Raw genomic sequence first — 23,614 nt, 5'->3', positions numbered from 1 at the left:
GGATGAGATCTTGCCTCTTCGTCGGTCTGCTTGCTGCTCTGATCGCCTTTCTTGTCGATCAGGCAACGAAGGCAATCGTTGTTTCCAATGCGACTGTTCTTAGTTCCGGCGTATCGGTCTTTCCCGGCTTCAATCTCATCTACCTGCGCAATGACGGGGTGACCTTCGGGCTTCTCGGCGGTGCGCCGTGGTGGAGCCTTGTCGTATTGGCACTTGGCATCTGCGTCTGGTTGGCGGCTATGCTGATCCGTTCCAGCAGCCGGGTCGAGGCCATTGCCTATGGTGCGATCATCGGCGGTGCTCTCGGCAATATTCTGGACCGCCTGCGCTATCGTGCGGTGACGGATTTCCTCGATTTCTACATCGGGACGGCGCACTGGCCTGCCTTCAACATGGCCGATGTTTTTGTGGTTGGCGGCGTGATGCTGCTGCTCATTGCGCCGTGGGTTGGCGCTCGACTTCAGACCGATTCATGAAGCCGGGTTTGCCGCAGATCGTTAGTGAGGACCCGAACCTGTTCCAGTGCATGGGTCTTGCCCTTGTTGCCGGCGGATTGACGGTTTTGACCCTTCCGCCGTTTTCTTGGCTCATGGCGGTCCCTGTCGCCTTCTCAGTGCTCTTTATCGTTCTCCGGAACATCTCAACCTCGCGCGCTTTCCTTGTCGGTTGGGCTTTCGGACTGGGCCAATTCGGGATTGGAATTTCCTGGATCGCCGAGAGCTTCTATGTCGATGCCGAACGTTTCGGCGCACTGGCGATCCCGGCGGTCGCGGGTCTGTCCGCCGGAATCGCCATCTTCCCGGGCATGGCGGCGATGCTTTTTGCCGCCATCATGCAGCGCCGAGCTTTCGGCGGCATTGCGGCGGGCCTTCTGTTTGCAACCTGCTGGGTGGTCACGGAGTGGCTGCGGGGTCATATCCTGACGGGGTTTCCCTGGAACCTTGCCGCTTATGCCCTTGTCGACTATGCCGCCCTGCGCCAACCCGCCGCCTGGGTCGGCAGCTACGGTTTGGGCTTTCTCACGGTCTTCATCGGCATATTGCCAGGTGTGTTGACTGTGGCGGCGCCAAAGAGACGCGCGCCTGTTCACGTGCTCTTCGCCGTTGCTGTGACGGGTCTCTGGGTTGGCGGTGCGCTTCGGTCAGGGCAGGACGTGCCGCCGACAGACGTTGCTTTGCGCATCGTCCAAGGCAATGTGCCACAAGTCGAGAAGTGGGTACCGGGCAGCCGCCAGCGAGCCTTAGAAAAATACCTGGGCTTGTCCGCGCAACCCGGACGTTTCGATGTGCTGCTTTGGCCGGAAACGGCCTTCCCCGGCTTTCTGGATGAAGATGCTGCGGCACGCGCGCGGATATCTGCAGCTTTGCCAGACGGCAGGATCCTACTGACAGGTGCGCCTGACCGAGTGGAGGGCGATGGGGGAACCAGATATTTCAACACGGTTCAGGCATACGATGGCACCAGTGAGATTCTGACGGGATATGCAAAACATCATCTCGTTCCGTTTGGCGAATATGTGCCGCTGAGAGGCTGGCTGCCCATCGAACGACTGACGGAAGGGTTGGGCGATTTCACGCCGGGACCAGGGCCGCGCACGCTGGCGATCCCTGGCGCGCCTCTGGTCGCGGTGGCGATCTGTTACGAGATCATCTTTCCGGGCCACGTGGTCGATGACCTTTTCCGTCCCGACTGGATATTCAACGCCACAAATGATGCCTGGTTCGGAACCAGCATCGGACCCGAGCAGCACCTCGCCTCCGCGCGGATGCGCGCGGTCGAGGAGGGGCTTCCCGTGGTCCGGGCGGCCAACACTGGGATATCCGCGATCATCGACGCCAATGGAAATGTCGTCGCGCGTCTTGATACCGGGGAAACAGGCACCATTGATGCCGGCCTGCCGGGCGCGCGTACTCCAACGCCCTATGCGCGGTTCGGCGACTGGACCTTGTTGGTTCTTGTTTTTGGGTGCTGGGTCTTCGGCTGGCTGGCCAGTTTGCTCGGACGAGATCCCGATGCGCGGCATTTTGGAACGGAGGTATCCTGATGCTTGTGATCGTGAGCGCTATCGGAGGCGCGATCTGGGGTGGCTATCTGGCACGACGGAGGAGGGGGAATCACCTGGATATCCTCCAATATGCGGTAGCGTCTGCGATCGCCTTCGGACTTGTCGCCCTGTTTGCAACCATCGTGCTGTCGCGGGTTCTCGGCTAGCGAGCTTCGAAATTGCGCAAACGTGTCAGCGGCTTGAAGACCCGATAGCTCGAGGTCCCGATAGAGAATCGCGCGAATGTGCATCTAGGCGAGCTCATTTCTGATTGAGCCGTCGCTCGAACGCCTCCAATGTCGTCCCGCTGACGTGATGCTCGATCCCTTCCGCATCGCGTTCCGCGGTCTCTTCGTCGATTCCCAGGCTCAGAAGAAAGGCGACGACGACCCTGTGGCGGCGTCGACAGATCTCCGCGAGGTCCTGCCCGGCATCGGTGAGGAATATCGCGCGGTATGGCTCCCGCCGGACCAGACCAGCAGCCTTGAGCCGCGAGATGTTCTTGGTCACGGTCGGCGGCTTCACGCCAAGCCGCTCGGCGATCTCGACCGGTCTGGCCTCCCCGCGCGTCTCGATCAGTTCCGCGATCAGTTCGACGTAATCCTCCGCCATCTCGCTTTCATGTGCCTGACGCACGGTCGCAAAGCCCTCGGCCTGCGCCTCGGGAGCCCGGTCGACCGCTTCGAATGGCTCACGCCCATGTGATTGTAGCTTTGTCATACTCGGGACTTTGCAGCGAAACAGCGGGATTGACAACTTGTTTGCTTCGGGTAGATAAGTTAGCCATGTCTAACTTTGTACTTTGGAGGCCGTGGTGATGCGAAATATTATGAGAGCGCTGCTCGCCACACTCGCAAGTGCGCTCCTCCTGTCCGGACCTGTCGCCGCGACGCCGGCCAAGGAGGCGCCTTGGCTTCCCGAGGCAGCGGCCTACCGGCTGACGCTCTTTCTTGGAAATCTCGAGCCTCTGCCCTGGGACGACATCAAGACCGCCTGGACGGAACCCTACCGGGGTTCGGAATTCTCTGTCGGAGCGCTGGCGTGGCTGGACCGCAAAAGCGATATCGAGCCTGACGGTCTTCTGAACGCGATGATGCGCGAAGACCGGCAGGCGGTATTCGCCGAGGCGACGCGGCTCATCGCGCTCAGGATTGAGGAGAATTTGGACCGTGCTCTCGCGGCCGAAGAATCGGCGACAGCACAGCTGGCGGTGCAGACGGCACGCGAACTCTACCGTGCGTTTGAGGATGGTATCGCGGCGGCCGATCCCGAAGCTGCAAGACGCATCGGCCTCGCCTGGCTGGAACTCAACAGCAGCACAGGTTCCGCTGGTGTTCTCGGCGCTGGCGCCACATCTGCGGATCGCGACACGATGGAAGCCGCCCGTGCAGTCATCTCCGGCTATCTTGCGGAGAACTACCTCCTGGACAGTTTCGCTCCGCGCCGGACGCTGAGCGCCCTGCCGGAAACAGCTGTGCTCAGCGGAAAGGCCATCGAGGTACCGCCAAGCCTGCCGCCTGGGTCCGACATCTTCGATCAGGACCCGCTGCCGCTGCTCGTGCTCAACTTCGAGGAACAGGGCATCGACGAGACCGACCTGCCGCTGGTGGCCTACGGCGACATGCTGTTCGACAGCGCGCAACTCTTTGGAAGCCCGGCGCAGGATCTCGGGATCGCCTGCTCGACCTGTCACAACCGCTCGGACGTCAACCAGCGGCTTTTCATCCCCGGCGCCAGCCACCAGCCGGGTGCGATCGACGTCGACGGCGCCTTTTTCAACCCGATCTTCAATGACCGGCGTGACGACCCGCTCGACATTCCCAGCCTGCGCGGCTTGCGTTTTACCGGTCCTTACGGCCGCGATGGCCGTTTCGCCTCCCTGCGCGATTTTACCCGCAATGTGATCGTCAACGAGTTCGGCGGGAATGAACCGACGCCCTTCATGCTGGACGCTCTCGTCGCCTACATGCTCGAGTTCGACTTCCTGCCGAATTCCATGCTGACGACTGATGGCCGTCTGACCGACACGACCCAAGAGGCCGCCCGGCGCGGCGAGGAGATCTTCAATACGCCCTTCGCCGGGCTCGGCGATCGGTCCTGCGCCAGTTGCCACGTGCCAGACGCGAACTTCCTCGACCGGCAGGCCCACGACATCGGCTCCGTCGCGCCGGGCTACGAGGGGGCCCGCGCCGGTGCGCTGGACACGCCCACGCTGCTCGGCACGGCCTATACCGCCCCCTATTTCCACGACGGGTCATTGCCGACGCTGGCCGCCGTCGTGGACTGGTTCGACGAGACGAAATCGCTTGGGCTTACCGAGGAAGACCGCGCCGACCTAACCGCCTATCTCGAGACCGTTGGCGCGGCAGACGAGCCCTATGAAGCCTTCGACACCGAGAACACCGCTTTCCGGCTGGCATTCGCCGAACTGACGACCTTCGCCTCGACAATCGATACGCTACTGCCGCGGCGGGACGCAGAGCATATCCTGCTGCTGACCGACACCGTGGCTGCGGACCTTTCGGCCGACGCCAGCACCATGTCGAACCTCCCCGCCCGGCCCGAGGTCTATGCGCTGGCCGAGCGGCTGGCCGCGGTCGGCGCCGCCGTCCGCGTGGAAGACTGGGAGGCCGCTGAAGCAAGCTGGACCGCGTTCAAGTCCGAAGCCGACGCAATCGAAGAGAGGGCATTCTGATGCCGGTCCATCTGACCCGTAGAACGATACTGACCTTGGTCGGCGCGGGCGCGGTGTCGCTGGCGACACCTCTCGCCGCGCAAGACGTAACCCTGCGGCTTGCCTTCATCCCGCAAGAGAACCCCGACAAGCTTCTGGGGGACATCGAGGCCATCACCGGATGGCTGGCAGAGGAGATCGGCGTCCCCGTCGAGGGGTTCGTCACCATCGACCATGCAGCGGCGGTCGAGGCGCTGCGCAACGGCGACGCGGATATCTCCTTCATGGGCGCCCTGCCCTTCGTTCTGGCCGAGGCCGAGATCGGTGCCGTGCCGCTCCTGTCCGAGGTCTACCGCGACGCGCCGAGTTATACGGGCCGCATTTTCGTGCGGCGCGACAGCGGCATCGGCGCGCTCGCAGACCTGCGCGGACGCGACATCGCATTCGCGGATCCGATCTCGGAATCCGGCTATCTCTATCCGCTCGCCGAATTCGTGGAGGCCGGGCTGATCGAAGACCCCGGACAGGCGGAAGCATTCTTCGGCCGCGTCTTCTTCGCGGGCGGCTACCAGCAGGCGATGCAGGCGATGGCCGAAGGCCTGGTCGATGCCGCAGGCGCCAGCCAGTATGCCGACCTGCTTCTGACGCCGCAGCAACAGGCAGAGGTAACCTGGATCGCGGAAAGCGCGCCGATCCCGAGCCATTTGGTGATCGCTCGCCCGGGGCTCGATGCCGCTCTGCGGGACCGTTTTGTCGACGCAATGCTGCGGCTCAACGAGCCGGAGCACCGCAACAAGCTGCGCTATTTTTATGGACCGGATGGGTACGTCAGGGCCGACGGCGCCGCCTATGACGGCGTACGCGATATGGCACGGCAATACGGGCTGTTGCGATGAGCACAGCTGTCGAAGTAGACGACCTGAGTTTTGCCCATACGGGCGCGGACCTCCCGGCGCTGGAGCGGGTCTCGTTTCGGGTTTCGGCGGGCGAGAGCGTCGCTTTGCTCGGCCCGTCCGGGGCGGGCAAGACGACCCTGCTGGCACTGCTCGACGGCAGGCTCCAAGGCTGGAGCGGGCGGGTATCGGTTCTGGGTGCGCCGCTCGATCCCGACCGTCCGCCGCCGAGCGCGCGCCGTCCGGATACCGGTTTCGTGTTTCAGGAGTTTGCATTGGTCGAGCGTTCCTCGGTTCTGCGCAACGTCCTGAATGGCCGCCTGGGGCGCATGTCGCCGCTGCGGGCCCTGTTGGGATCACCGACCAAACATGATCTGGAGATTGCGCGCACGGCACTTGCCGATTGCGGAATTGCCGATCTTGCCGAACGCAGGGTCGACAGCCTCAGCGGCGGGCAGCGGCAGCGTGTGGCCATCGCACGGTGTCTGGCGCAGGAACCGCGCCTAATCCTCGCCGACGAACCGGTGAGCAACCTCGACCCCGCGCATGCATGTGAGATCCTGGCGCTGCTGACCGGGGCGGCGCGAACGCGCGGCGCGACGGCGCTGTTTTCGTCGCACCAGCCCGACCTGGCGCGGCGTTTCGCGCAGCGCATCATCGGCATGCGGGACGGGCGGATCGTGTTCGATGTACCGACCTCCGAGTTGAACGATGATGCGACGGCGGAGCTCTATCGGGAGGTAGGGCCAATCCCCGGTATCGGCCTCAGGGCGGTGTCCTGATGGCGTTCCGCGGGTTTGGCGGCATTGCGACGAGCGGTCTGATCGCAGCCGCGATCCTGTGGTCCTTCGCCACGACCGATGTCGAGTTCTCGCGACTTCTGTCGGCCGGCCCGCGGATCGCCGATTTCTTCGGCCGGATGTTTCCGCCTGACCCGACGGTGATGGCCGAGATCAAGAAGGGCAGCGCGGAAACGCTGAGGATCGCGATCCTCGGCACCCTCGGTGCTGTGATCCTGTCCGTTCCCCTCGGCATTCTCGCGTCTGAGACGATGGTATCGCCCGCGGTGTTTCGGCCGATCCGAACGCTGCTTGCCTTCATCCGGGCGATTCCGCTGATCCTCGTGGCCATGCTCATGGTGGGCGCTGTCGGGCTCGGGCCGCTGCCCGGCATCATCGCGGTCGCCTTTCATGCAACGGGGATGCTCGCCAAGTTCTATGCCGAGGCGATCGACGGCGTGTCCCGCGCGCCGATCGCAGCACTTGAAAGCGCGGGCGCCGGGCCGCTCGTGCGGCTCAGATACGCGATCTGGCCGCAGATGGCGCCGGTCGTCGCCCGCGACACGATTTTCCGGTTCGAGTTGAACCTGCGCGAGTCGCTGATCCTCGGCATTGTCGGCGCGGGCGGGATCGGCTTTTACATCCAGACCTACGTGCGCTCTTTCCAGTATGATAAGGCGGCCAGCGTCACGATTGCCGTCGTCGTCATGGTCATCGCCATCGAAGCCATCAACGTTGCGCTGCGCCGTCGCTTCACCTGACGATCAGGCATAGATGTCGATGGGGGTTCCGTCCCTGACCATGGCGTAGATATCCTCGATTTGCCGGTCTGTGACGGAGATGCAGCCTGCGGTCCAGTCGCGCTTGTTCATCGGGTCGATCCCCTTGCGCGGCCCCCCGTGGATGAAAATGTCGCCGCCCGGCGATTTTCCTTGCGCCTTCGCAAACGCGATATCGGCCTCGTTCGGGAATGAAATGCCGATGGAGAGGTGGAAGAGGCTGTCCGGGTTGCGCCGGTCAATCAGATAGGAGCCCTCCGGCGTGCGGCCGTCTCCTTCGAACTGCTTGTGGCCTTCGGGCGCGAAGCCCAATCCGATGGGATAGGTCCGCAAGACATCATCCGTTCCGTCAAGAACCAGCAGCCGCTGCGCCTTATATATACGCAGCCGGGTCACTTCGGGTCCGTTGTAGGACCGGAACTTGCTGGCACAGCCAGACAGGAAGGTGGCCAATCCGCCCAACAGCAAGACCCGCCGTGGAATTCTGGTATTCATCACTGCTCGACGCCCCTTTTGCGAGGTCTGGTTGATGTCAGACGTTACTCTACCGAAACCGCCGGATCAATGACCGTGCGCCAGTGCTCCTTTCGCCATCTGCTCGCCCACCGGTTCTCCGCCTGAAGGCCCGGCCTCAACCTGATGGCCGTTCAGGAGCCGAAGTGCGTTGGCGACCACCAGCAGAGACACGCCTACATCCGCAGCAATGGCGCCCCACATTGAGGCCATACCGAACGCGGTCAGCCCGACGAACAGCGCCTTGGTCGCCAGCGATATGCCGATATTCTGGTGGATGATCGTCATGGCACGGCGCGAATGGCCGATAAGCCAGGGTACCTTGCCGATGTCGTCGGTCATCAGCGCGATGTCGGCCGTCTCGATCGCGGCATCCGATCCGACAGCGCCCATGGCGATGGCATAATGCGCCCGCGCCATGGCCGGTGCGTCATTCACACCGTCGCCGATCATCGCCACCATGTCGTGGCTTTCGACGAGTTCCTCAATGGCCGTCACCTTGTCTTCTGGCAAAAGTTCGGCGCGCACCTCGTCGATGCCGACTTCGGCTGCCACCGCGCGCGCGGTGCGTTCGTTGTCGCCCGTCAACATCACGATGGTCTTCACACCCTGCGCATGCAGACGCGCAACGATCCCCTTTGCATCTGGGCGGATGCGGTCGCGAAGCTCCAGTACGCCGGTCACGCCGGTCTCGTCACCCACGGCAACGAGGGTGCTCCCTGCCCCTTCGATCCGATCCCGCAGATCCGCCGGAATGGTATTGCCGAACCCCTTCTCTTCGGCGAAGCGATCCGAGCCGAGCCAGATAGCGCGCCCGTCGGCGCGTCCTTCCAGACCGCGCCCGGGCACGGTACGGGTGTCCTCTGCGGCAGACACGGAAACACCATCGGCTTCGGCGCGCGAGAGGATGGCGCGTGCCAGCGGGTGTGAAGACCGCGCCTCCAGGCTTGCTGCCAGCGCCATGAGATCGCGTGCGGAAACGCCGACCAGTGGGTGAACCGCCGCCACCTCAGGCTCGCCCATGGTGATCGTCCCGGTCTTGTCCATCGCCAGTGCCGTGGTCCGCCCCGGCGCCTCGACATAGGCGCCGCCCTTGATGAGCACCCCCGCCCGTGCCGACGCGGTCAGCGCTGCCACGATGGAGACCGGCGTAGAAATGACCAGCGCGCAAGGACATGCGATGACCAGAAGGACCAGAGCATTGTAGAACCAGTAGTCCCAGGCGCCGCCGAGCAGCAGTGGCGGCACCAGCGCGATGGCGATCGCCAAAGCCATCACGATGGGTGTGTAGATGCGCGCGAACTTGGCCACCCACTGTTCGACCGGCGCGCGGCGGGCATGGGCATCGCCCACCATGCGAATGATTTTCGCGAGCACCGTGTCCGAGGCGGCCTTCGTCGCCCGCACCGTCAGTGTGCCCTCGCCGTTGATCGTGCCGGCATAGACCTCGTCGCCTGGTTCCTTGGGCACTAGCGCGCTTTCCCCAGTAATTGGGGCCTGATCGACGGCCCCTGCCCCGTCCACGACCTCACCGTCGAGGGGGATCCGGTCGCCGCCGCGCACGATAAACCTTGCATTGACTGCCACGGCCGCGGCCGGAACGTCGGATTCAGATCCGTCGTCGTAAAGAACCCGCGCCGTTGGCGGCGCCAGATCGAGGAGCGCGGAAACCGCATTACGCGCCCGCCCCACGCTCCAGCTCTCAAGATAAAGCGAAAGCGAGAAGAAGAAGGCGACCGTCGCGGCCTCAAAAAACTCGCCGAGGCCGATGGCGCCCGCGACGGCCACCACCATGAGCAGGTTCATGTCGGGGCTAAGCCTCCGCGCCGAAGACCAGGCCTTGGGCGCGACAAGCCAGACGCCAAAAAGAATCGCGACGGCGAAGATCCCTGCTTCCACCATAGGCATAGGCACCTCGCCATGGCCCGCAAAGAGCCCGAGCGCGCCGCCCATGCCGGTCTCGACAATGTGAAAAAGGAATCCCGCCGCCCAGAAGCCGCCGCTCAACGAGGTAAAGCGCTTCTGACGTGCCAGATGCGCCGCCTGGTCCTCTGCTGCGTTGTCGGCATCCCATGGCTTGGCGCTCATGCCGGTCGTTGCGACCAACTGCGTGACTTCGTCGTCTGGTATCCTCTCGGCGCTATCGAGGATGGTCATTCGCCCGTTGATCACGTCGAATGCCAGGTGTTCGGTTCCGCCCACTTTCGGCCCGACAACCCGGTTCAGGATCGCCACCTCTTCGGCGCAATCGAGCCCGGAGACCTGAAAGCTCCTTCCGCCAGACGGCGCTGGCGCCGTGGACGCGACGTCCTTGCTGGCGTCGCAACAGGAGTTGCCTCTTGGGTCAGAATGCTCTTGATCACCCGGATGGCCGTGATCGTTGCGGTTGCCGTCGGAAGACATGGATTGACCTCAGGATTCATTGATTCCACATTGACATAGCCCCTACAGTAACTAGAGCTTCAAGGGCAACAAGTGGATATTCGTCCAGCAAGAAAGGCGCCCTGCGGAGGCTTGAAGCTAGCCGCCCCCTTGAAACGACGCGGTTGGAGCAACGCTTGCCGGTACGAAGCGATCAGAATGAGTGAGGTAGACATGCAGAAACGAAACGCGCCGATTATCGCAGCGACATTGGTGCTTGCTGGCTGCGCGGTGCCAACGCTGGACGACGGCGGCGCTCGCAACGAAGTGGGAAGTGTTCCCGAGGCCGTCATTGCCCTTGCTGCGCCTGGTCAGGATCTCACCACGGCGCGGCTTCGTCCCGAGGATGGCTGTTATTGGTATGAACACAGCGGTCCGGTGGAAAACACCTTGGTTCCGCTACGCTCGGCAGGTGGCAACCCCATCTGCACTTCGCGCCAGTCCTGATCAGCCCATAGATGCGTCAAGCCCACGCGTAACACATGATGCGCCAGTCAACTTCTCGGGGTGACGCTGTCTTCCGCCGAGTACAGGAATGCCGTCGAGCCAATCTCGACGTTGGGATAGAGATCATTGATGTGTGCCATGACCATTCGGACGCAGCCGGAACTCGCACGGCCGCCAATGCTTCTTGGATACGGTGTCCCGTGAATCCTTAGATAGGTGTCTCGGTCGCCGACGAAGAGATAGAGGGCTCGCGATCCGAGCGCGTTTTCAGGTCCGGGTTCCATACCGTCAGCGATATCGGCGTAGAGCTCTGGGTCGCGGTCGATCATGTTTTGTGTCGGCTGCCAATGCGGCCACCTGACCTTGCGCTTGATCGTATAGGTGCCCGGTTCGTAAAGTTTACCGCGCGCGATCGCCACGCCATAGCGCATCGCCGTGCCGCCTTCTTCGATGTGGTAGAGATAGCGCGCAACAGCATCGACATGGATATCACCGGGTACAAGTCCGTCCTTCGCGAGGACCCGCTGTGGCAGGAAGCGAGGGTGAAGGCCCCAAGGGTTGGACGTGGCCGGGTCGTAGCCGGGAGGTGTAACCTGTGCGTCCCAAGCTGCCTTCTGCGCATCGGTAGGCCACGTGTCTGCAAGGAGCGGGCTGGATATCGATGCCGAAAACAGCGCGGTGGTCGTCTGGATGAAATGTCGTCTTGTCAGCATATAGATTGCTCCGTTCACGCATTGGACGGCAAACCGAACCTTACCCCGAACGCAGTGTTGTTCGCCCGGGAAGGAGTGAGGCGTTATTGGCAACTTGCTCCATGGTGCCGTTCTTTGTCGGTGGCTTAACTCCTAAAGCTACTAGAGGTTCAAGAAAATTTTCTGTTATCAATAGACGCTGCTACTAATGGAGCTATCCGATCCGTCCCAGAACCGGAAATACGTCGAGCATCCAGTATGACAGCGCGCTCAACTGCCCTGTCATCATCGCCAGCCCCATCAAGATCATCACTATGCCCGCAAGCTGGTGGAGGCGGCGGCCAACCCGGCCGATGGCCCGCAACCGTCCCGCGATCTGGTCGGTGAATCCGGCCACGATCAGAAACGGTATTCCAAGGCCGGCGGAATAGACGGCAAGCAGCATGATACCTTCGCCCATCGTGGCACTCGCCGCACTGGCTGTCAGGATCGCGCCGAGGATCGGGCCGATGCACGGAGTCCAGCCGAAACCGAAGGCAAGACCGAGGACATAGGACGCAGCGGGTTGGCCCCCGGGGATGTTGAGATTGAATCGGAAGTCGCGTTCCATGACCGAAACACGCGCGGCTCCGATCATAAAGAGCCCGAAGAGAATGACGATGCCGCCCCCAACGAGGTTGAGTTCATACCGCCACCGAAGCAGGGCCTGACCCAATGCTGTCGCGGATGCGCCAAGCCCCATGAAAATGGTGGAGAAGCCGAGGACAAAACACAGGCTCAGCCAGACCGCGCGCGACGGCGAGGTCGCAGCCGCCCCGCCTTCAGCGGCTGTGCGCCCGGCCACGTAGGAGACATAACCTGGCACAAGAGGCAGCACGCAGGGGGACAGAAACGATATTGTACCAGCCAAGAGGGCGGCGGTGAGTCCCAGAAGCGAGATATCTACCATGACTCACGTTCACCGCTGAAAAGCTTGCGCAAGGGCACTCTTGTGGCAGCCCAATATGCCAGGGTCGGGACGATGATCCATTGCAGCAGGGGCGTGAGACCGGCATCGATGACGGGGACCACCGGCATGATATCGCGATACGCCCAGGCCGCCCGGATCACGATGTTCAGCCACTCGCTGAAGATCGTGTAGGAGACGCCCAGGGCCACGGTCAGAAGCAGGACGCGCCCTGCGCGCTCCGACGGCCACGCTTGCCCTCCGACGAGAAACAGGGCGAGCAAGAGCGTGCTCATGGCGATCAACAGGTCTCCGCCTGTGCAATGCACGACCGCGAAAGCTATTTCTCCCCAGGAGCCTTCGACCCAGATCGTGTAGAGGGGAATATGTGCCATTTCCCAGATCAGTTGCCCGACGGCGGTATAAACGATGTATCGGCGGATGACGGACAGCCATCCGGTATCGCTTGTCTCAAAGGTTTCTGTGTTTGCTGTCATGCTGGGGGTCCGTTCTTCGATTAATGCGCGTTTGTCAGGCCGTTGACGTACAGGATCATGTTGATGTGCCGGAAAGCGGAATCCGCAAAGACCCCGGCATGGCGGTTGCCGCGCGCGATAACATGCACAAGCGGAGCCTCGGGATGGTCAGGCGCAATCGCGCGATACTGATCGATCAGATTCTCTATTGGCTCTTGTGCGCGAGCAATGACCACGTTTTTGGCAATCGGTCCGGGAACCGGATCACTGGCGTCGGTCACCACAAGGAAGGTCACCATGTCCAGCATGGGAGATGAATTCACTCCGCCCCTCACCTTTCCAAGAAGTGCCTGTTGATCAGCACAAGGCTGTCCGCAGTCGGACGGTACGAAACTAAGAACGACGACCTGATCGGAGAGGCTTTCCAAGTCCAACGGTTCTCCGTCAGGGCCGAGCAGACCCAACGCAGGCAATTCGTTGAGGTCAACGGCGGTGAAAGCAGGTTCTTTCTGTGCCATCACCTCGTCAAGACGGTCGCCGGGATGATCTGCGTAGGCCGGGAGGCCCGCGACGAGGGCTGTCAGCAGGAGTATGTCTTTCATGGCTGTTGCTCCTGCGGCCTCATCGCGCCCGGTCCGAGAACCGGAACGCTGATTTCCATTCGGGCACCCGATGCGAAGGTCAGGATCAACGGCAAATCGGTGCCTTCTTCGAGTTTTTCCGACAGGCCCATCAGCATCAGATGCATGCTGCCGGGCGCGAGGGTTACTGGTTCTCCGGAGGGCAGGTCCAAGCCGTCGACCTCAACCATTCGGCTAATGCCATCGTTGTCGGTCTCGACGGCGTGAATCGTGACGTTCCCAGCGATCGGCGTCGTGATTGCGACCAGTTGATCACTCTGATTGCTCGTGAGCGTGAGATAGGCCGCAGCCGGACGGGAGGCGAGGATGCTCGCGCGGGCCCAACCATCCGATATCGTCACATCGGCCGATGCGAAGAACGGCCAGAGTGTTAACACGGTTGCAAGTGCGGTGATCTTCATTTGGTAAGTTCCTTCACTCATAACTTTTTGCGGATTTCCTGCGCCAGCGCCTCCGGCGGTTGGCCGCCTTCCTGATAGACCGCCTCAAATTCGCCACTGGGCTGCATGAGGTAGATGTGTCCGGCATGCGCCATGAAATAACCGTCCGGCGCGCTATCGTCCTCGGTCCGCTCGTACCATGTGCGGAAATTCCTGGTGGCCTCGGCAACCTGCGCTTCAGTCCCGGTCAGGCCGATCAGGCTCGGATGAAAGACTGATACATATTCAGCCATTACCGGCACTGTGTCGCGTTCCGGATCGACCGTGATGAAGATCGGCGCCACCTGGTCCGCATCTTCGCCGAGCAGATCCACGACGCTGGCCATGTAGGCCAGAGTGGTGGGGCAGATGTCAGGACAATTCGTAAATCCGAAGAATACAAGTTGCCAGCGATAGGTGTAATCGGCTTGGGTCACCTCTTGTCCGGTATGATCCGTGAGTGAAAATTCGGATCGAATATCCGCCTCGCCCGAATAGCGGACGGTCTTCGATCCGTTGCCGAGATACATGTCCAAGGCCCAAGATATCGCCACCCCGGCGATGACCAAAATTACAGTGCCCCACAATATAGTTCTCAAGAGCCGCGCCTTGGGAGAGGTTTCACTGGGTTCCATCGACATCTCCGGCCTCCGAAATCAAAGCCTGAAGATCGGCCTTTTCCAACAATCCAGGAACGAGCGTCTCGCCGATCAGAAACGTCGGCGTGCCGGATATCCCGAGCTGCCCCGCAAGGTTTCGAGACGTTTCGATATGGGCGTCGATTTCGGGCGCGGCCATGTCCACCTGCAACTGGTCGTAATCCAGACCCGCCTGTTCAGCAGCCCGCCTTATGAAGACGGTATTGGCGCGAGGCTGCGCCATCAGAGCCTCGTGAAACGCTTCAAACTTGTTCTGTTTTATTGCCGCCAGCGACGCCCGAGCCGCCAGTTTGGAGTCTGGCCCGAGAATGGGCCACTCCCTCATGATGATGCGCAAATCCGGGTTCTCCTCGATCAATTCGAAAAGGACCGGGGCCGCGCGTCGGCAATAGGGGCAGTTGTAGTCAAAGAATTCGACAAGCACGATGTCGCCATCAGGATTGCCCATCACGCCGGTGTTCGCGTCCGTCCGCAGCAGTTCACCAACGCGCTGGATCGCAGCACGTTGTTGGGCTTGAGCTGCCGCTTCAGCCTCTTCCTGGAAGGCCAGGAGCGTATCCACCAGAACTTCCGGGTTCTCGCGGATGGTTTGCAGGATCAAGGCTTTGATGGCCTCTTGCTCAACCTGCTCGAGCGGCGTCGATTGCTGGGCTAGCGAAGTCGCGGGCGCAGAAATCAGCGCCCAAAGCAAAACTGCAAGCATGTGAAGGGTAGTTTTGAATGTCATCTCGATTTTCCGCGCCTTATCGCCGGGGGCATCAGCCTCCGGCGATAACTGTTCAGCCCTTGTCGGTCGAAGTGGCGGCTCCATTCTCGGAGTTGTTCATTGCCTCCATCATCTCTGTGCAGGCCTCCATCATCGGGCCCATTTTCTGCATCATCTTCATCATGGGCATCATGCCGTCCATGTCGGCGTTCATTATGTTGCCGGCCATGCCGCTCTCACCGTCCATCATCTGGCCGGACAAACCGGTGTTGTCCTGGGCAACCACGCCGGTGGCCAAAAGTGTGGACACGGCAGTCGCCATGCTCAGGTTCTTGAAAAGTGTCATTAAGTTTCTCCTTCAGGTTTTCTAGAGCTTTTCGGGTTCAGTCCCTCGACAAGCTCGGCTCTGCGGCCGAGTTACTTTTTCGCATGAGTTGGATTTGCACATCACGCAGACGCCAAGCCCGCACATCACGGCGCAGGGTGCCACGGCCAGGATCAGCGGCGCGGCTCCGATGGCCGTCACCCAGCCCCAATTCAAGTAAAGCCCGGCGCCAATGATCGCCATTGACGCAAGAATCAGACTTCGCCGTCCCAATTGCGGCCGCCACGGACGTGCCTCCGGCGTTTCGGTGTAAGGTGATGTTTCGGACATTGGCTATTCACTCCTTTCGTTGATGATGGTCTGGATTTGGGCCATGACTTCATGGCTGTCCCATTCGGCCGGCCCCACAAGTCGTCCGCGCTCGAAACCGTTGCGATCGATCAAGATCGTGGTGGGAAGGCCCAGTACACCGAATGCCAGCATCGCCCTTGTGCTGTCGGCGAGGTACATTCCCAGATGGCGAATGCCGATTTCCTCGTAGAAGCGGCGCACCACCTTCATTCCCGCGCGGTCGATCGAGAGTGGCAGGACATGGAAATCGTCCCCGCCCAGCTTTTCCTGCAAAGCGTCGAGCGTTGGCATCTCTTCACGACAGGGAACACACCAGGTTGCCCAGATGTTCAGTAGGACCACCCTGCCCCGGAAATCCGCCAGCGTCAGATCGCGCCCCGCCCCGTCCACGAAGGGCGGCGACAACATCTCTCGCGGCTTTTCGTGAAGCGGCATCAATGGTCTAGCTTGAACCGGCCTTGCGACGCCAATCGCCGCCATGCCAGTCAACAATTCACGTCGTTTCATGATCCCGCTCCTTCCTGAAGACGCCGCACCACGGGAAGGATGTTTTCCTCCAGAGAGTTGCGGTTGAAGGGGCCGATATGCTTGTAGGCAATCCGGCCCTCGGCATCGATCACGAAGGTCTCGGGCAAGCCGTAGACGCCCCAATCGATGGACACGCGCCCGTTCCGGTCGGCGCCGATGCGGGTGTAAGGGTCACCAAGCTCATCGAGAAAGCCCAATGCCTCTTCGGGACGGTCCTTGTAGTTTATGCCGAAGATCGGGACTTCACCCTGCGCCGCCAGTTCGTTCAGCAACGGCATCTCTACCCGGCACGGCACGCACCAGGACGCCCAGACGTTCACGATAGACACCTGCCCTTTGAGGTCGGCGGTCGACAGACCGTCGGTTCGTCCCTCTATCGGCGGCAAGTCGAACTCAGGCACCGCCTTGCCAACAAGTGGGGAAGGAAGAGTGTCGTTGCCATTGAACAGGCCCCAATAAAAACCTGCGCCGATGAGGGCGAAGATCGCAACTGGCAGCACGGTGACAAGCCGACCCTTACGGCGATTGGCCTCGACCGCGCTCATAAATCACCCTTGTCGTTGACAGAGACTTCCGCCTGGAATTCGCGCTGTCGATCCGGCCAGGTGCTTTTGATGTAAGAGAGAACATCGGCAATCTCGTCGTCGGTCAGGATGCCTTCAAACGCCGGCATGTCGCTTTCATAACCGGGCACGACGGCACCGACGCCGCCCTTGGTTACGATAAAGAGGTTCCGGTCCGAATGGTGCCAGGTATGGCCGGTTTCGTCATGTGGCGGAGCGGGCATGCGCCCATTGTCTAGACGCCGCCGCCAATCGGGCTGCCCTTCCAGTTCGGCACCATGACAGGACGCGCAATTCTCCGCGTAGAGCGTCTCGCCGGCTGCGATGTCCGCAGTAGTCACGGGTTCACCGAGGAAGGACAGCCCATCCACAGAAGCTTCGTCACTTTCCGACTGCGCGAGGACGGCAAAGCCGATCGCGGATAGTGCGACGATGGCGGCACCGATTGTTGCGGCCCGCCTCATGTCGCACTCCTGAGGTATTTCACGAGTGCGACGAGGCTGAGCACCAGAACCGCAGCGACGAGCAGGAGCAATAGCCCTCCACCGAACATCATCACACCCATCATCGGGCCGTTCATCATGTCCATGCAGTTACTCATCGGAGTAAACGGCGATCCCGCCCTCGCCGAAGGCGTAGGTCTTGAGCGTACCGGTCTTTACTCTTGCCATGCCCGGTGCGTTCGCAGGCATGCCCGGCAAAGTAATGCCGGTGATGTCGGGCTTCTCCGCGACCAGCCTTTCCAGGATCTCCGAGGGCACCAGTCCACTGACAAAATAGCCTTCGATCTCGGCCAGATGACAGCCGAGCCCCTGTTCGGGAACGCCGACTTCGATCGAGCGCTTGTCGAATTCCCGATCGTCGATGCGTGTTACCGTATAACCGTTCTCTTCCAGGTAATCGGCGTAGGTGTCGCAGCAACCGCAGCCCGGATCGCGCCAGATCGTGATCTGCTTCGTTCCGTCTGACACGTCGGTACTTGCGGGACCGGTCGCGTCTTCGGTGCTTTGTGCTGAAGTCAGCGTCGTGAAAGTGAAGGTTCCGCCGACGCCAAGTGCAGCAAGCGAAGCCAGGACATATCTTCTGTTCATGGGGTTCTCCATCATGCGACCGCGAGCGCGGCCCAGGTAGCGCCGCCATCGCGGCTGAGGTTCAGGGTGCCGTCGAGGAGGGCGGCTACGTGATTTTCGTCCCTAGGGTGGACCGCGACGGCCCTCCCCTGCCCTTTTGCCTTCTGGGTCCAAACCACGCCGCCGTTCTGCGACGCCCACACCCCCGACGGCAGCGCCGCATATAGTGTCGAAGGTGCCGAAGGGGCGCTGGCCAGTGACAGGACCGGCTCATCCGTCGGCAGCGGTGCCTCGGCAGGTGGCGCATCGCCCGTCACCAGCGCGTCCATCGCATTGCCGGGCTGAACTTCCTGCCAGCGGCAGAAACAGTCTGGAACACGGGTCAGGCCTTTCTCGGTTCCGGCATAGATCCAGATGCCGCCCATCCCGGTTTCGAGATCAACCGATGCCAGCGTCAGCGGGTCGCGCTCGGCCGCGTCGAGCCAGGGCCGGTCCATGGCCAGGGCCCAGGTTGCGCCTGCATCCTCGCTCTTCCAGAGGCCGTCGCCGCGGATCGCGGCATAGATCATGTCGGGGTTTCCGGCGGCCACAGCCAGCGCCGTGACCTCACCGGAGGCAAGCCCGTCGCTTCGGGTAGTCCATGACGATCCGCCATCGCCGGACACGGCCACCCCTCCCCGCGCCAGTCCGGCAAGGAGACGTCCGGGACGCGCAGGATGCGTGGCGATCGAGGAGACCGGGGAAGGTGTCGGTCTCACATGCCAGCTGCGACCGCCGTCGAGGCTGGCCCTCAGTGTTGCGCCTGCGATCAGCAGCGTGTCGCCGTCGAAGGCGAGCGTTCGAATATCGGCCGCCCGGTCGGCCGCGCGCACCGCGCCGGGCAATACGAGCACTGTGGCTGCACCCATACCCAGTGCCAGGAAGTGGCGTCTGTCCGGCTCAAAAATCAAGGTACTGTTTGTCATATCTTGTCCTCCTCCGGAGCTCATGCGACGCGGATCACGCCCATCATTCCCGCAGCCTGGTGTTCGAGAATGTGGCAGTGGAACATCCAGTCGCCGAGGTTGTCGGCGACGAAGGCGATCTCGACCCGTTCGCGGGGCGCCATGAGCACCGTGTCCTGCCATTCCCGATGCGGCGTCGGCGCACCGTTTCGGCTGATTACGCGGAATGAGTGGCCGTGCAGATGAATCGGGTGATCAAAAGCGGTCGCGTTGGTCATTTCCAGAATGTGACTTGCGTCGCGTTTAAGCGTCAGGAACGGGTCGAGCACATGCCCCTCGGCGGCTTTTCCGTTGACGAACCAGATGCCGCGTCCGTCATGCATCATGCCCATCATCCCGCCGCCCATCATGCCTCCACGCGGCTCCAGGCCCATCTCCCGCTCCACCATCATGCCCATCATCCCGCCGGTGAACGTCACCTCATGACGCTGCGCAGAACTCAGGTCTGGTTCGGGAATAGGGTTGACTGGCAGTGTGATCGGCCAGTCCGGTGTAGCCTCGCGCAGGGCGGTATCAGCGTAGGTGAAATCGAGGACTCGAAAATCGTTCCCGCGATAGGCACGGTCGACAAGCTGGGATTGCGCGCCGGGCACACCGATGCAATCCAGGATTACGTCGGCGCGCATTGCGGGTCCAAGAACGACAAGACCGCCCGGCGGGTCATGTGGCGTGACGGGTTGGCCGTCGAGCGCGATGATGCGCGGTGTATGGTCCCCGAAATCGAGCGCGAAGATCCGGGCATTCGCGGCGTTGATCAGGCGGAGGCGGATCCGCTCCCCTGATGCCACCTCGAATGTCTCCGGCACAAGACCGTTGATCGTCACGGTGTTGCCGAGGCGGCCCGCGTGACTCACGTCATGGGCATTGCCGAAATCGTCAGAAATCGATGCGTCGTCGGTCAGTCGCCAGTCGTCCAGCACCCAGGTAACTTCGCGGTCGACACGAGGCGGATTGGCCTCCTCGACGATAAGGGGACCGTAGAGACCGCGCCCGACCTGCTCGAAGCTGCGCTGGTGCGGGTGATACCAGAAGGTGCCGGCATCGACTGCATTGAATTCGTAAACGAACCTGTCGCCCGGAGCGATCGGAGCCTGTGTCAGATGCGGCACCCCGTCCATTGCGTTGGGAAGCCGGATACCATGCCAATGCACGGTGGTTTCCTCCGCAAGGTCGTTGATAACCTCGACCTGAAGGCGATCACCTTGCCGAAGGCGGATCTCCGGGCCCGGAACCTTACCGTTGTAGCACCAGGCCGCGGTGTCGGGATGTGGCTCAGGAACAAGCCGTGTCCTTCCCGGAGTGGCCCGGAGCGAGAATTTGCGGATCGCGGCTTCCGCCATCCCCGGAAAAGGCAGGGTGGTGGACATCACACCCGCGAGCGACGACGCGACAAAGGCGCGGCGCGTGACGTTAGGTTTGCACTTCAAAGACATCGGACAGGGGCTCTCTGATAATAATGGGGTCCTCCGCCGGAGCCAAAGCGGCAACTGCGGTTTGGAATACCCGCAACACGGAGCGGCATGGCTCCACTGTCACGGCATGACACTGCGACCGCGAAACCGCGGCGCGTGTCAGATCAGAGAAGGAATCTTGGAGGCTGTTTGGCAGGCGGACTGCTCAGACCGCGAAAATCCCGCGCGATCGGCAGTCCATGAGCGCTCGAAACTGCAATTGAACCAAATTCCGCCGAGGCTCCCACCAGCGCGACGGCGGTCGCCGAGTTGCACACAAAATCGCATGCGACGCCCAAGGTTCCCGCCGTATCGTCATCACATGCCTCGCAGCCAGCACCTGCCATTTCAGCTCCGGCTGCGATCATTTCAGATGCCATCCTGGCCGAACCGGCCGCATGCGCAACCGAGCTTACCGCGAAGGCGGCAAGGACAGTTATCATGATGAGGCGGGCGACAAAGTGCATGCGGTTAATTTACCAGTGTTCCGAGGGTTGTGCCAGTAGGATAGTTTCGTGTCTCCGCGAGGTCGGAATCTGTCAGGTCATCCATTATCGGGCAGTCAGGACGATCATCGCCATGACACCGAACAACGAGATCACCAAGCGTTGCGCTCAGCGCCTGCAACTCCTCGATTTTTTGGTCCACCCGCGCGAGGTGGCTTTGGGCGATCGCCTTGACGTCGGCGCTGGACCGCTCGTGATCCTCGTACAGCGACAATAATGTGCGACACTCCTCAATGCTGAAACCCAACGATCGCGCCCGGCCGAGAAACGTCAGCTTGTGCAGCTCCTGAACAGTGAAATCGCGGTACCCGTTTTCACGCCGCGACGGTTGCACGAGTCCGATATCCTCGTAATACCGGATCGTTTTCGCCGGCAATCCGCTCTGTTCCGAAACATTTCCGATGTTCATGGCTGGCAATCCTCTCCTTGAAACACCAGATAGTCCTTCCACCTACTGGAAGGTCAAGGGCGCTTGGCAATCATTTTCTGACGCCCTTTCAAAAAATGAATCTGTCCCAACTCCCATAGTGTTCCTCGCTGCGCTTCCCACGCGGCAGGCTGAGCGCGATGAGAGCGATCCCGGCGAGGATACCGACAAGGCTGCCTGCCACCGTGCCTCCGCCCAGAAGCCAGGGCGCGATGACCAGCCAGAGGCCGAAGAGGATGTTAAGGAACCTCAATGGCCGCGCGACCTCGGCCCAGGCGATGACCGCTGTGGTCAGAACCAGTGCGCCCAGCAGGTGATCGCTGTTCGCCATTGCCGCTTCGTTACCGAAAATCGCGCGCGACAACATCAGGAAGGCGCCAATCGCTGCACTCAGCCCGAGTGTCCATGGGACGGTAACCCCACGTGCGCTTTGTCGAAAGATCTGCATAGGTCGCGCGTCGAAGCTCATTTCGCCCCCCGTTGTGCCACCGGGCAGAGCATCGCCTCTGAAGAACGCGCGCCAGAACGGTCTGCCCCGGCGCATATTCCAGACCATGAACTGCACCATCGCGACGATTTCATCGAGTGAGAATGGGATCATGATCAGCATGGCCAGCGCCGCCATCAGGCAGATCGTGCAATAGGTGCCAATGGCAATCGGCTGAATGATGATGAAATAGATGCTGATCACGCCAAGCGGCCCGACAACGATGCCGAAAAGTGCGACCATCCAGGGCATCGTGCGCCAGCGCAGGCGGCTGCCCATCACGCCCATCATGATTTCGAACATGTAACTCATCGCGCCAAGGCCACCGTCGGCAATGGGCCAGGCTTTTGAGACATCGGAGGTGATGATGTATTCGGTGCCATTCAGCGCCGAGGGCGAGGAAAAGAACGGCTCCCACACGCCGTCTACATGGCCGAGCTGATAGGCCGACAGGACGCGCGACAGGATAAAGCCCACGACACCGAGCGCGATGATCGGCAGGCGCTGGACGTAGGTGGAAGGGCAGTAGGTCCAACCGGGCGGGATATCGGTATCGTCCATCATCCCTTCGCGTGACATGCCCGGCATCATCGGAATCAGGATCGTCAGTGCGACCACCAGCGCGCCGATCAGCGTGTCGTTGGCATAGACGGCCGCGTCCGGCGTCCAGAACACCAGCGGCGCGGCCAGCAGCCAGACGCCGAGCGCGGCATTCGCCCATTGCGCCCAGCCGTTACCATGGCGCAGCGACAGGGCGGCAAAAACCATGATGGCAAGTCCGGTGAAGACATTGTTCCACGCGGTCAGCCAACTGCGCGTGGCAGCGGACCACAGCCCGCGATCCTCCGTCACGCGCTGGACCGCCGCGCTGAATTCGGCCTGATCGAAGGTGCCGAAAACCGATGGCGCGGTGGCCAGCCACAGGCCGAGCGCCATGACCAGCCAATGCACCCAGAGCATCGAGAAATGCATCTGCCGCATGTGTTGATCGTGCTCGCGCCTGTTCGCGTTCGCTTCGGCCTCGGTCGGTGCCTTCTCGGCAGCCTCTTCAGCCACGGCGTTCTCGACCTTGGCCGCCGAGACCCGCGCCGCGTTCAACCCGTTCGCTTCGTACCATTCGTAGGGATCGTCCTTCAGGCGCTGAAGGATGCCCGGCATGTCCTCGCGCAGGCTGTGCTGAGGAGCCCAGCCCAAAAGCTTCTTCGCGGCGGACAGGTCGAGTTCATAATGATCGCTGGAAATATCGACCATCCACGCCCGGATGAAAGCATCCTCGCCAAATACCTTGTTTTCCGTCCAGGCGCCGAGCTTGGCCAGTTGGGACGGCACGTTCCAGGTGATCCAGTCCTCGCCATGCAGCTCGCGCCCGATCAGGCGCTGCAACTCGCCGAAGGGTATCGGGTCGGCCTCGCCCAGTAGCACCGGAAAAACGTCCGGCAGCTTGACGCGCCGATCAACGATACGTTCCACCGCGTCGAGAAAATCGTCGAGATGCAGGAACGCCTGCCCGCGCGACAGATCGCCAGGATAAACCTTGCCGCTGAATCGTCGTTCGTGAATGCGGGCGATCTGGTGGGTCAGAAAAGTCGACTGCCCGTTGTCATCGTAGATACCGGCGGGGCGCATCAGCACGAGTTTCTCGTCGCCCCTTACCTCGCGCAGTACCTTCTCCGTGCGCACCTTCGATGCGCGGTAAGGAAACCTGGGATCGAGAGGATGATCCTCGTCTATCGGCTCCCCCGGCTCGGTCGGCGCATGGGCAAGCATGGTGTGTTGGATGTCACTGAGAACTGACCCAGCATTGTCATCGAGA

The 23,614-nt window shown here is 61.7% G+C and carries 28 protein-coding genes; 8 read left to right on the top strand and 20 right to left on the bottom strand.

Annotation, left to right across the window (positions count from 1 at the left end):
* Positions 1-2 precede the first annotated feature (2 nt).
* Genes lspA through VK682_RS24820 form a run of 3 tightly spaced genes read left to right on the top strand, consistent with a single transcriptional unit; the run spans position 3 to position 2,211 of the window.
* Positions 3-476 carry a signal peptidase II gene (gene lspA / locus VK682_RS24830; RefSeq protein WP_048535494.1) on the top strand — a complete coding sequence of 158 codons (474 nt, stop codon included), beginning with the start codon at positions 3-5 and terminating at the stop codon, positions 474-476.
* A complete protein-coding gene (lnt, locus tag VK682_RS24825) occupies positions 473-2,044 on the top strand; it encodes an apolipoprotein N-acyltransferase (RefSeq protein WP_090525019.1) in 1,572 nt (523 codons plus the stop codon). Before lspA ends, lnt begins: the two co-directional genes overlap by 4 nt.
* Positions 2,044-2,211, top strand: a complete 168-nt coding sequence (locus VK682_RS24820) for a hypothetical protein (protein ID WP_007803456.1) — start codon at positions 2,044-2,046, stop codon at positions 2,209-2,211. Before lnt ends, VK682_RS24820 begins: the two co-directional genes overlap by 1 nt.
* Before the next feature lie 94 nt (positions 2,212-2,305).
* Here the strand turns inward: VK682_RS24820 and mntR are convergent, their stop codons facing one another.
* Entirely contained in the window at positions 2,306-2,764 is a 459-nt protein-coding gene (gene mntR, locus VK682_RS24815; protein ID WP_067920029.1) for a manganese-binding transcriptional regulator MntR, read from the bottom strand.
* Positions 2,765-2,873: 109 nt separating this feature from the next.
* Here mntR and VK682_RS24810 point away from each other — a divergent pair, with 109 nt between their 5' ends.
* From VK682_RS24810 to phnE, 4 genes are read left to right on the top strand one after another with little or no spacing between them, the layout of a single operon-like run.
* Positions 2,874-4,739 carry a cytochrome c peroxidase gene (locus tag VK682_RS24810; RefSeq protein WP_067920027.1) on the top strand — a complete coding sequence of 622 codons (1,866 nt, stop codon included), beginning with the start codon at positions 2,874-2,876 and terminating at the stop codon, positions 4,737-4,739.
* Positions 4,739-5,614 carry a phosphate/phosphite/phosphonate ABC transporter substrate-binding protein gene (locus VK682_RS24805; protein ID WP_009824424.1) on the top strand — a complete coding sequence of 292 codons (876 nt, stop codon included), beginning with the start codon at positions 4,739-4,741 and terminating at the stop codon, positions 5,612-5,614. The genes VK682_RS24810 and VK682_RS24805 overlap by 1 nt, the downstream gene beginning before the upstream one ends.
* Positions 5,611-6,393 (top strand): phosphonate ABC transporter ATP-binding protein, encoded by a 783-nt coding sequence (locus VK682_RS24800; RefSeq protein ID WP_067920024.1) that lies wholly within the window; start codon positions 5,611-5,613, stop codon positions 6,391-6,393. Before VK682_RS24805 ends, VK682_RS24800 begins: the two co-directional genes overlap by 4 nt.
* The gene (gene phnE / locus VK682_RS24795; RefSeq protein ID WP_048535504.1) at positions 6,393-7,151 is read left to right on the top strand and encodes a phosphonate ABC transporter, permease protein PhnE; all 759 of its coding nucleotides are present in this window, start codon (positions 6,393-6,395) and stop codon (positions 7,149-7,151) included. The genes VK682_RS24800 and phnE overlap by 1 nt, the downstream gene beginning before the upstream one ends.
* A gap of 3 nt (positions 7,152-7,154) precedes the next feature.
* Here phnE and VK682_RS24790 read toward each other — a convergent pair whose 3' ends face one another.
* Both VK682_RS24790 and VK682_RS24785 read right to left on the bottom strand, forming a co-directional pair.
* Entirely contained in the window at positions 7,155-7,664 is a 510-nt protein-coding gene (locus VK682_RS24790; protein WP_037953501.1) for a L,D-transpeptidase family protein, read from the bottom strand.
* A 66-nt stretch (positions 7,665-7,730) separates the two neighbouring features.
* Positions 7,731-10,085 carry a heavy metal translocating P-type ATPase gene (locus VK682_RS24785; protein WP_245727352.1) on the bottom strand — a complete coding sequence of 785 codons (2,355 nt, stop codon included), beginning with the start codon at positions 10,083-10,085 and terminating at the stop codon, positions 7,731-7,733.
* A 177-nt stretch (positions 10,086-10,262) separates the two neighbouring features.
* Here VK682_RS24785 and VK682_RS24780 point away from each other — a divergent pair, with 177 nt between their 5' ends.
* Positions 10,263-10,550, top strand: coding sequence for a hypothetical protein (locus tag VK682_RS24780; protein ID WP_369817429.1), 288 nt, complete (start codon positions 10,263-10,265; stop codon positions 10,548-10,550).
* 47 nt (positions 10,551-10,597) lie between these two features.
* Here VK682_RS24780 and VK682_RS24775 read toward each other — a convergent pair whose 3' ends face one another.
* The 17 genes from VK682_RS24775 to VK682_RS24695 form a co-directional block, all read right to left on the bottom strand.
* Positions 10,598-11,263 carry a L,D-transpeptidase gene (locus VK682_RS24775; RefSeq protein WP_007803448.1) on the bottom strand — a complete coding sequence of 222 codons (666 nt, stop codon included), beginning with the start codon at positions 11,261-11,263 and terminating at the stop codon, positions 10,598-10,600.
* A 193-nt stretch (positions 11,264-11,456) separates the two neighbouring features.
* Complete coding sequence (locus tag VK682_RS24770) at positions 11,457-12,191, bottom strand: cytochrome c biogenesis CcdA family protein (protein WP_090525030.1); 735 nt, start codon at positions 12,189-12,191, stop codon at positions 11,457-11,459.
* Entirely contained in the window at positions 12,185-12,685 is a 501-nt protein-coding gene (locus tag VK682_RS24765; protein ID WP_090525032.1) for a hypothetical protein, read from the bottom strand. The genes VK682_RS24770 and VK682_RS24765 overlap by 7 nt, the downstream gene beginning before the upstream one ends.
* Before the next feature lie 20 nt (positions 12,686-12,705).
* Positions 12,706-13,266, bottom strand: a complete 561-nt coding sequence (locus VK682_RS24760; protein ID WP_090525034.1) for a thioredoxin family protein — start codon at positions 13,264-13,266, stop codon at positions 12,706-12,708.
* The gene (locus VK682_RS24755; RefSeq protein ID WP_048535557.1) at positions 13,263-13,706 is read right to left on the bottom strand and encodes a copper chaperone PCu(A)C; all 444 of its coding nucleotides are present in this window, start codon (positions 13,704-13,706) and stop codon (positions 13,263-13,265) included. The genes VK682_RS24760 and VK682_RS24755 overlap by 4 nt, the downstream gene beginning before the upstream one ends.
* A 17-nt stretch (positions 13,707-13,723) precedes the next feature.
* On the bottom strand, positions 13,724-14,365 hold the full coding sequence (locus VK682_RS24750) for an SCO family protein (protein WP_090525036.1): 642 nt from the start codon (positions 14,363-14,365) through the stop codon (positions 13,724-13,726).
* A complete protein-coding gene (locus VK682_RS24745; RefSeq protein ID WP_090525038.1) occupies positions 14,346-15,110 on the bottom strand; it encodes a DsbA family protein in 765 nt (254 codons plus the stop codon). Before VK682_RS24745 ends, VK682_RS24750 begins: the two co-directional genes overlap by 20 nt.
* Before the next feature lie 52 nt (positions 15,111-15,162).
* On the bottom strand, positions 15,163-15,435 hold the full coding sequence (locus tag VK682_RS24740; protein WP_074837417.1) for a hypothetical protein: 273 nt from the start codon (positions 15,433-15,435) through the stop codon (positions 15,163-15,165).
* Positions 15,436-15,747: 312 nt separating this feature from the next.
* Complete coding sequence (locus VK682_RS24735) at positions 15,748-16,272, bottom strand: TlpA family protein disulfide reductase (protein ID WP_027263678.1); 525 nt, start codon at positions 16,270-16,272, stop codon at positions 15,748-15,750.
* On the bottom strand, positions 16,269-16,838 hold the full coding sequence (locus VK682_RS24730) for a DsbE family thiol:disulfide interchange protein (RefSeq protein ID WP_027263677.1): 570 nt from the start codon (positions 16,836-16,838) through the stop codon (positions 16,269-16,271). Before VK682_RS24730 ends, VK682_RS24735 begins: the two co-directional genes overlap by 4 nt.
* Positions 16,835-17,320, bottom strand: a complete 486-nt coding sequence (locus VK682_RS24725; protein WP_064260116.1) for a c-type cytochrome — start codon at positions 17,318-17,320, stop codon at positions 16,835-16,837. The genes VK682_RS24730 and VK682_RS24725 overlap by 4 nt, the downstream gene beginning before the upstream one ends.
* On the bottom strand, positions 17,317-17,445 hold the full coding sequence (locus VK682_RS24720; RefSeq protein ID WP_274591164.1) for a hypothetical protein: 129 nt from the start codon (positions 17,443-17,445) through the stop codon (positions 17,317-17,319). Before VK682_RS24720 ends, VK682_RS24725 begins: the two co-directional genes overlap by 4 nt.
* Positions 17,446-17,449: 4 nt before the next feature.
* On the bottom strand, positions 17,450-17,947 hold the full coding sequence (locus VK682_RS24715) for a DUF411 domain-containing protein (RefSeq protein ID WP_090525103.1): 498 nt from the start codon (positions 17,945-17,947) through the stop codon (positions 17,450-17,452).
* Positions 17,948-17,958: 11 nt separating this feature from the next.
* A complete protein-coding gene (locus tag VK682_RS24710) occupies positions 17,959-18,891 on the bottom strand; it encodes a beta propeller repeat protein (protein ID WP_245727353.1) in 933 nt (310 codons plus the stop codon).
* A 20-nt stretch (positions 18,892-18,911) separates the two neighbouring features.
* The gene (locus tag VK682_RS24705) at positions 18,912-20,363 is read right to left on the bottom strand and encodes a multicopper oxidase family protein (protein WP_324782771.1); all 1,452 of its coding nucleotides are present in this window, start codon (positions 20,361-20,363) and stop codon (positions 18,912-18,914) included.
* 489 nt (positions 20,364-20,852) lie between these two features.
* Positions 20,853-21,296 (bottom strand): Cu(I)-responsive transcriptional regulator, encoded by a 444-nt coding sequence (gene cueR / locus VK682_RS24700; protein ID WP_090525045.1) that lies wholly within the window; start codon positions 21,294-21,296, stop codon positions 20,853-20,855.
* Positions 21,297-21,384: 88 nt separating this feature from the next.
* Positions 21,385-23,614, bottom strand: a 2,230-nt coding sequence (locus VK682_RS24695) for a vitamin K epoxide reductase family protein (RefSeq protein ID WP_324782770.1), incomplete at its 5' end; no start/stop codon positions are given.

Source organism: Salipiger marinus (assembly GCF_035481585.1).
GTDB lineage: Bacteria > Pseudomonadota > Alphaproteobacteria > Rhodobacterales > Rhodobacteraceae > Salipiger > Salipiger marinus.
This window is presented reverse-complemented; position numbering and strand designations above follow the sequence as displayed.

Bases quoted from the DNA above. Each gene is read 5' to 3' on its own strand.
- lspA (WP_048535494.1), top strand. From the start codon at position 3: ATGAGATCTTGCCTCTTCGTCGGTCTGCTTGCTGCTCTGATCGCCTTT.
- lnt (WP_090525019.1), top strand. From the start codon at position 473: ATGAAGCCGGGTTTGCCGCAGATCGTTAGTGAGGACCCGAACCTGTTC.
- VK682_RS24820 (WP_007803456.1), top strand. From the start codon at position 2,044: ATGCTTGTGATCGTGAGCGCTATCGGAGGCGCGATCTGGGGTGGCTAT.
- mntR (WP_067920029.1), bottom strand. From the start codon at position 2,764: ATGACAAAGCTACAATCACATGGGCGTGAGCCATTCGAAGCGGTCGAC.
- VK682_RS24810 (WP_067920027.1), top strand. From the start codon at position 2,874: ATGAGAGCGCTGCTCGCCACACTCGCAAGTGCGCTCCTCCTGTCCGGA.
- VK682_RS24805 (WP_009824424.1), top strand. From the start codon at position 4,739: ATGCCGGTCCATCTGACCCGTAGAACGATACTGACCTTGGTCGGCGCG.
- VK682_RS24800 (WP_067920024.1), top strand. From the start codon at position 5,611: ATGAGCACAGCTGTCGAAGTAGACGACCTGAGTTTTGCCCATACGGGC.
- phnE (WP_048535504.1), top strand. From the start codon at position 6,393: ATGGCGTTCCGCGGGTTTGGCGGCATTGCGACGAGCGGTCTGATCGCA.
- VK682_RS24790 (WP_037953501.1), bottom strand. From the start codon at position 7,664: ATGAATACCAGAATTCCACGGCGGGTCTTGCTGTTGGGCGGATTGGCC.
- VK682_RS24785 (WP_245727352.1), bottom strand. From the start codon at position 10,085: ATGTCTTCCGACGGCAACCGCAACGATCACGGCCATCCGGGTGATCAA.
- VK682_RS24780 (WP_369817429.1), top strand. From the start codon at position 10,263: ATGAGTGAGGTAGACATGCAGAAACGAAACGCGCCGATTATCGCAGCG.
- VK682_RS24775 (WP_007803448.1), bottom strand. From the start codon at position 11,263: ATGCTGACAAGACGACATTTCATCCAGACGACCACCGCGCTGTTTTCG.
- VK682_RS24770 (WP_090525030.1), bottom strand. From the start codon at position 12,191: ATGGTAGATATCTCGCTTCTGGGACTCACCGCCGCCCTCTTGGCTGGT.
- VK682_RS24765 (WP_090525032.1), bottom strand. From the start codon at position 12,685: ATGACAGCAAACACAGAAACCTTTGAGACAAGCGATACCGGATGGCTG.
- VK682_RS24760 (WP_090525034.1), bottom strand. From the start codon at position 13,266: ATGAAAGACATACTCCTGCTGACAGCCCTCGTCGCGGGCCTCCCGGCC.
- VK682_RS24755 (WP_048535557.1), bottom strand. From the start codon at position 13,706: ATGAAGATCACCGCACTTGCAACCGTGTTAACACTCTGGCCGTTCTTC.
- VK682_RS24750 (WP_090525036.1), bottom strand. From the start codon at position 14,365: ATGTCGATGGAACCCAGTGAAACCTCTCCCAAGGCGCGGCTCTTGAGA.
- VK682_RS24745 (WP_090525038.1), bottom strand. From the start codon at position 15,110: ATGACATTCAAAACTACCCTTCACATGCTTGCAGTTTTGCTTTGGGCG.
- VK682_RS24740 (WP_074837417.1), bottom strand. From the start codon at position 15,435: ATGACACTTTTCAAGAACCTGAGCATGGCGACTGCCGTGTCCACACTT.
- VK682_RS24735 (WP_027263678.1), bottom strand. From the start codon at position 16,272: ATGAAACGACGTGAATTGTTGACTGGCATGGCGGCGATTGGCGTCGCA.
- VK682_RS24730 (WP_027263677.1), bottom strand. From the start codon at position 16,838: ATGAGCGCGGTCGAGGCCAATCGCCGTAAGGGTCGGCTTGTCACCGTG.
- VK682_RS24725 (WP_064260116.1), bottom strand. From the start codon at position 17,320: ATGAGGCGGGCCGCAACAATCGGTGCCGCCATCGTCGCACTATCCGCG.
- VK682_RS24720 (WP_274591164.1), bottom strand. From the start codon at position 17,445: ATGGACATGATGAACGGCCCGATGATGGGTGTGATGATGTTCGGTGGA.
- VK682_RS24715 (WP_090525103.1), bottom strand. From the start codon at position 17,947: ATGAACAGAAGATATGTCCTGGCTTCGCTTGCTGCACTTGGCGTCGGC.
- VK682_RS24710 (WP_245727353.1), bottom strand. From the start codon at position 18,891: ATGACAAACAGTACCTTGATTTTTGAGCCGGACAGACGCCACTTCCTG.
- VK682_RS24705 (WP_324782771.1), bottom strand. From the start codon at position 20,363: ATGTCTTTGAAGTGCAAACCTAACGTCACGCGCCGCGCCTTTGTCGCG.
- cueR (WP_090525045.1), bottom strand. From the start codon at position 21,296: ATGAACATCGGAAATGTTTCGGAACAGAGCGGATTGCCGGCGAAAACG.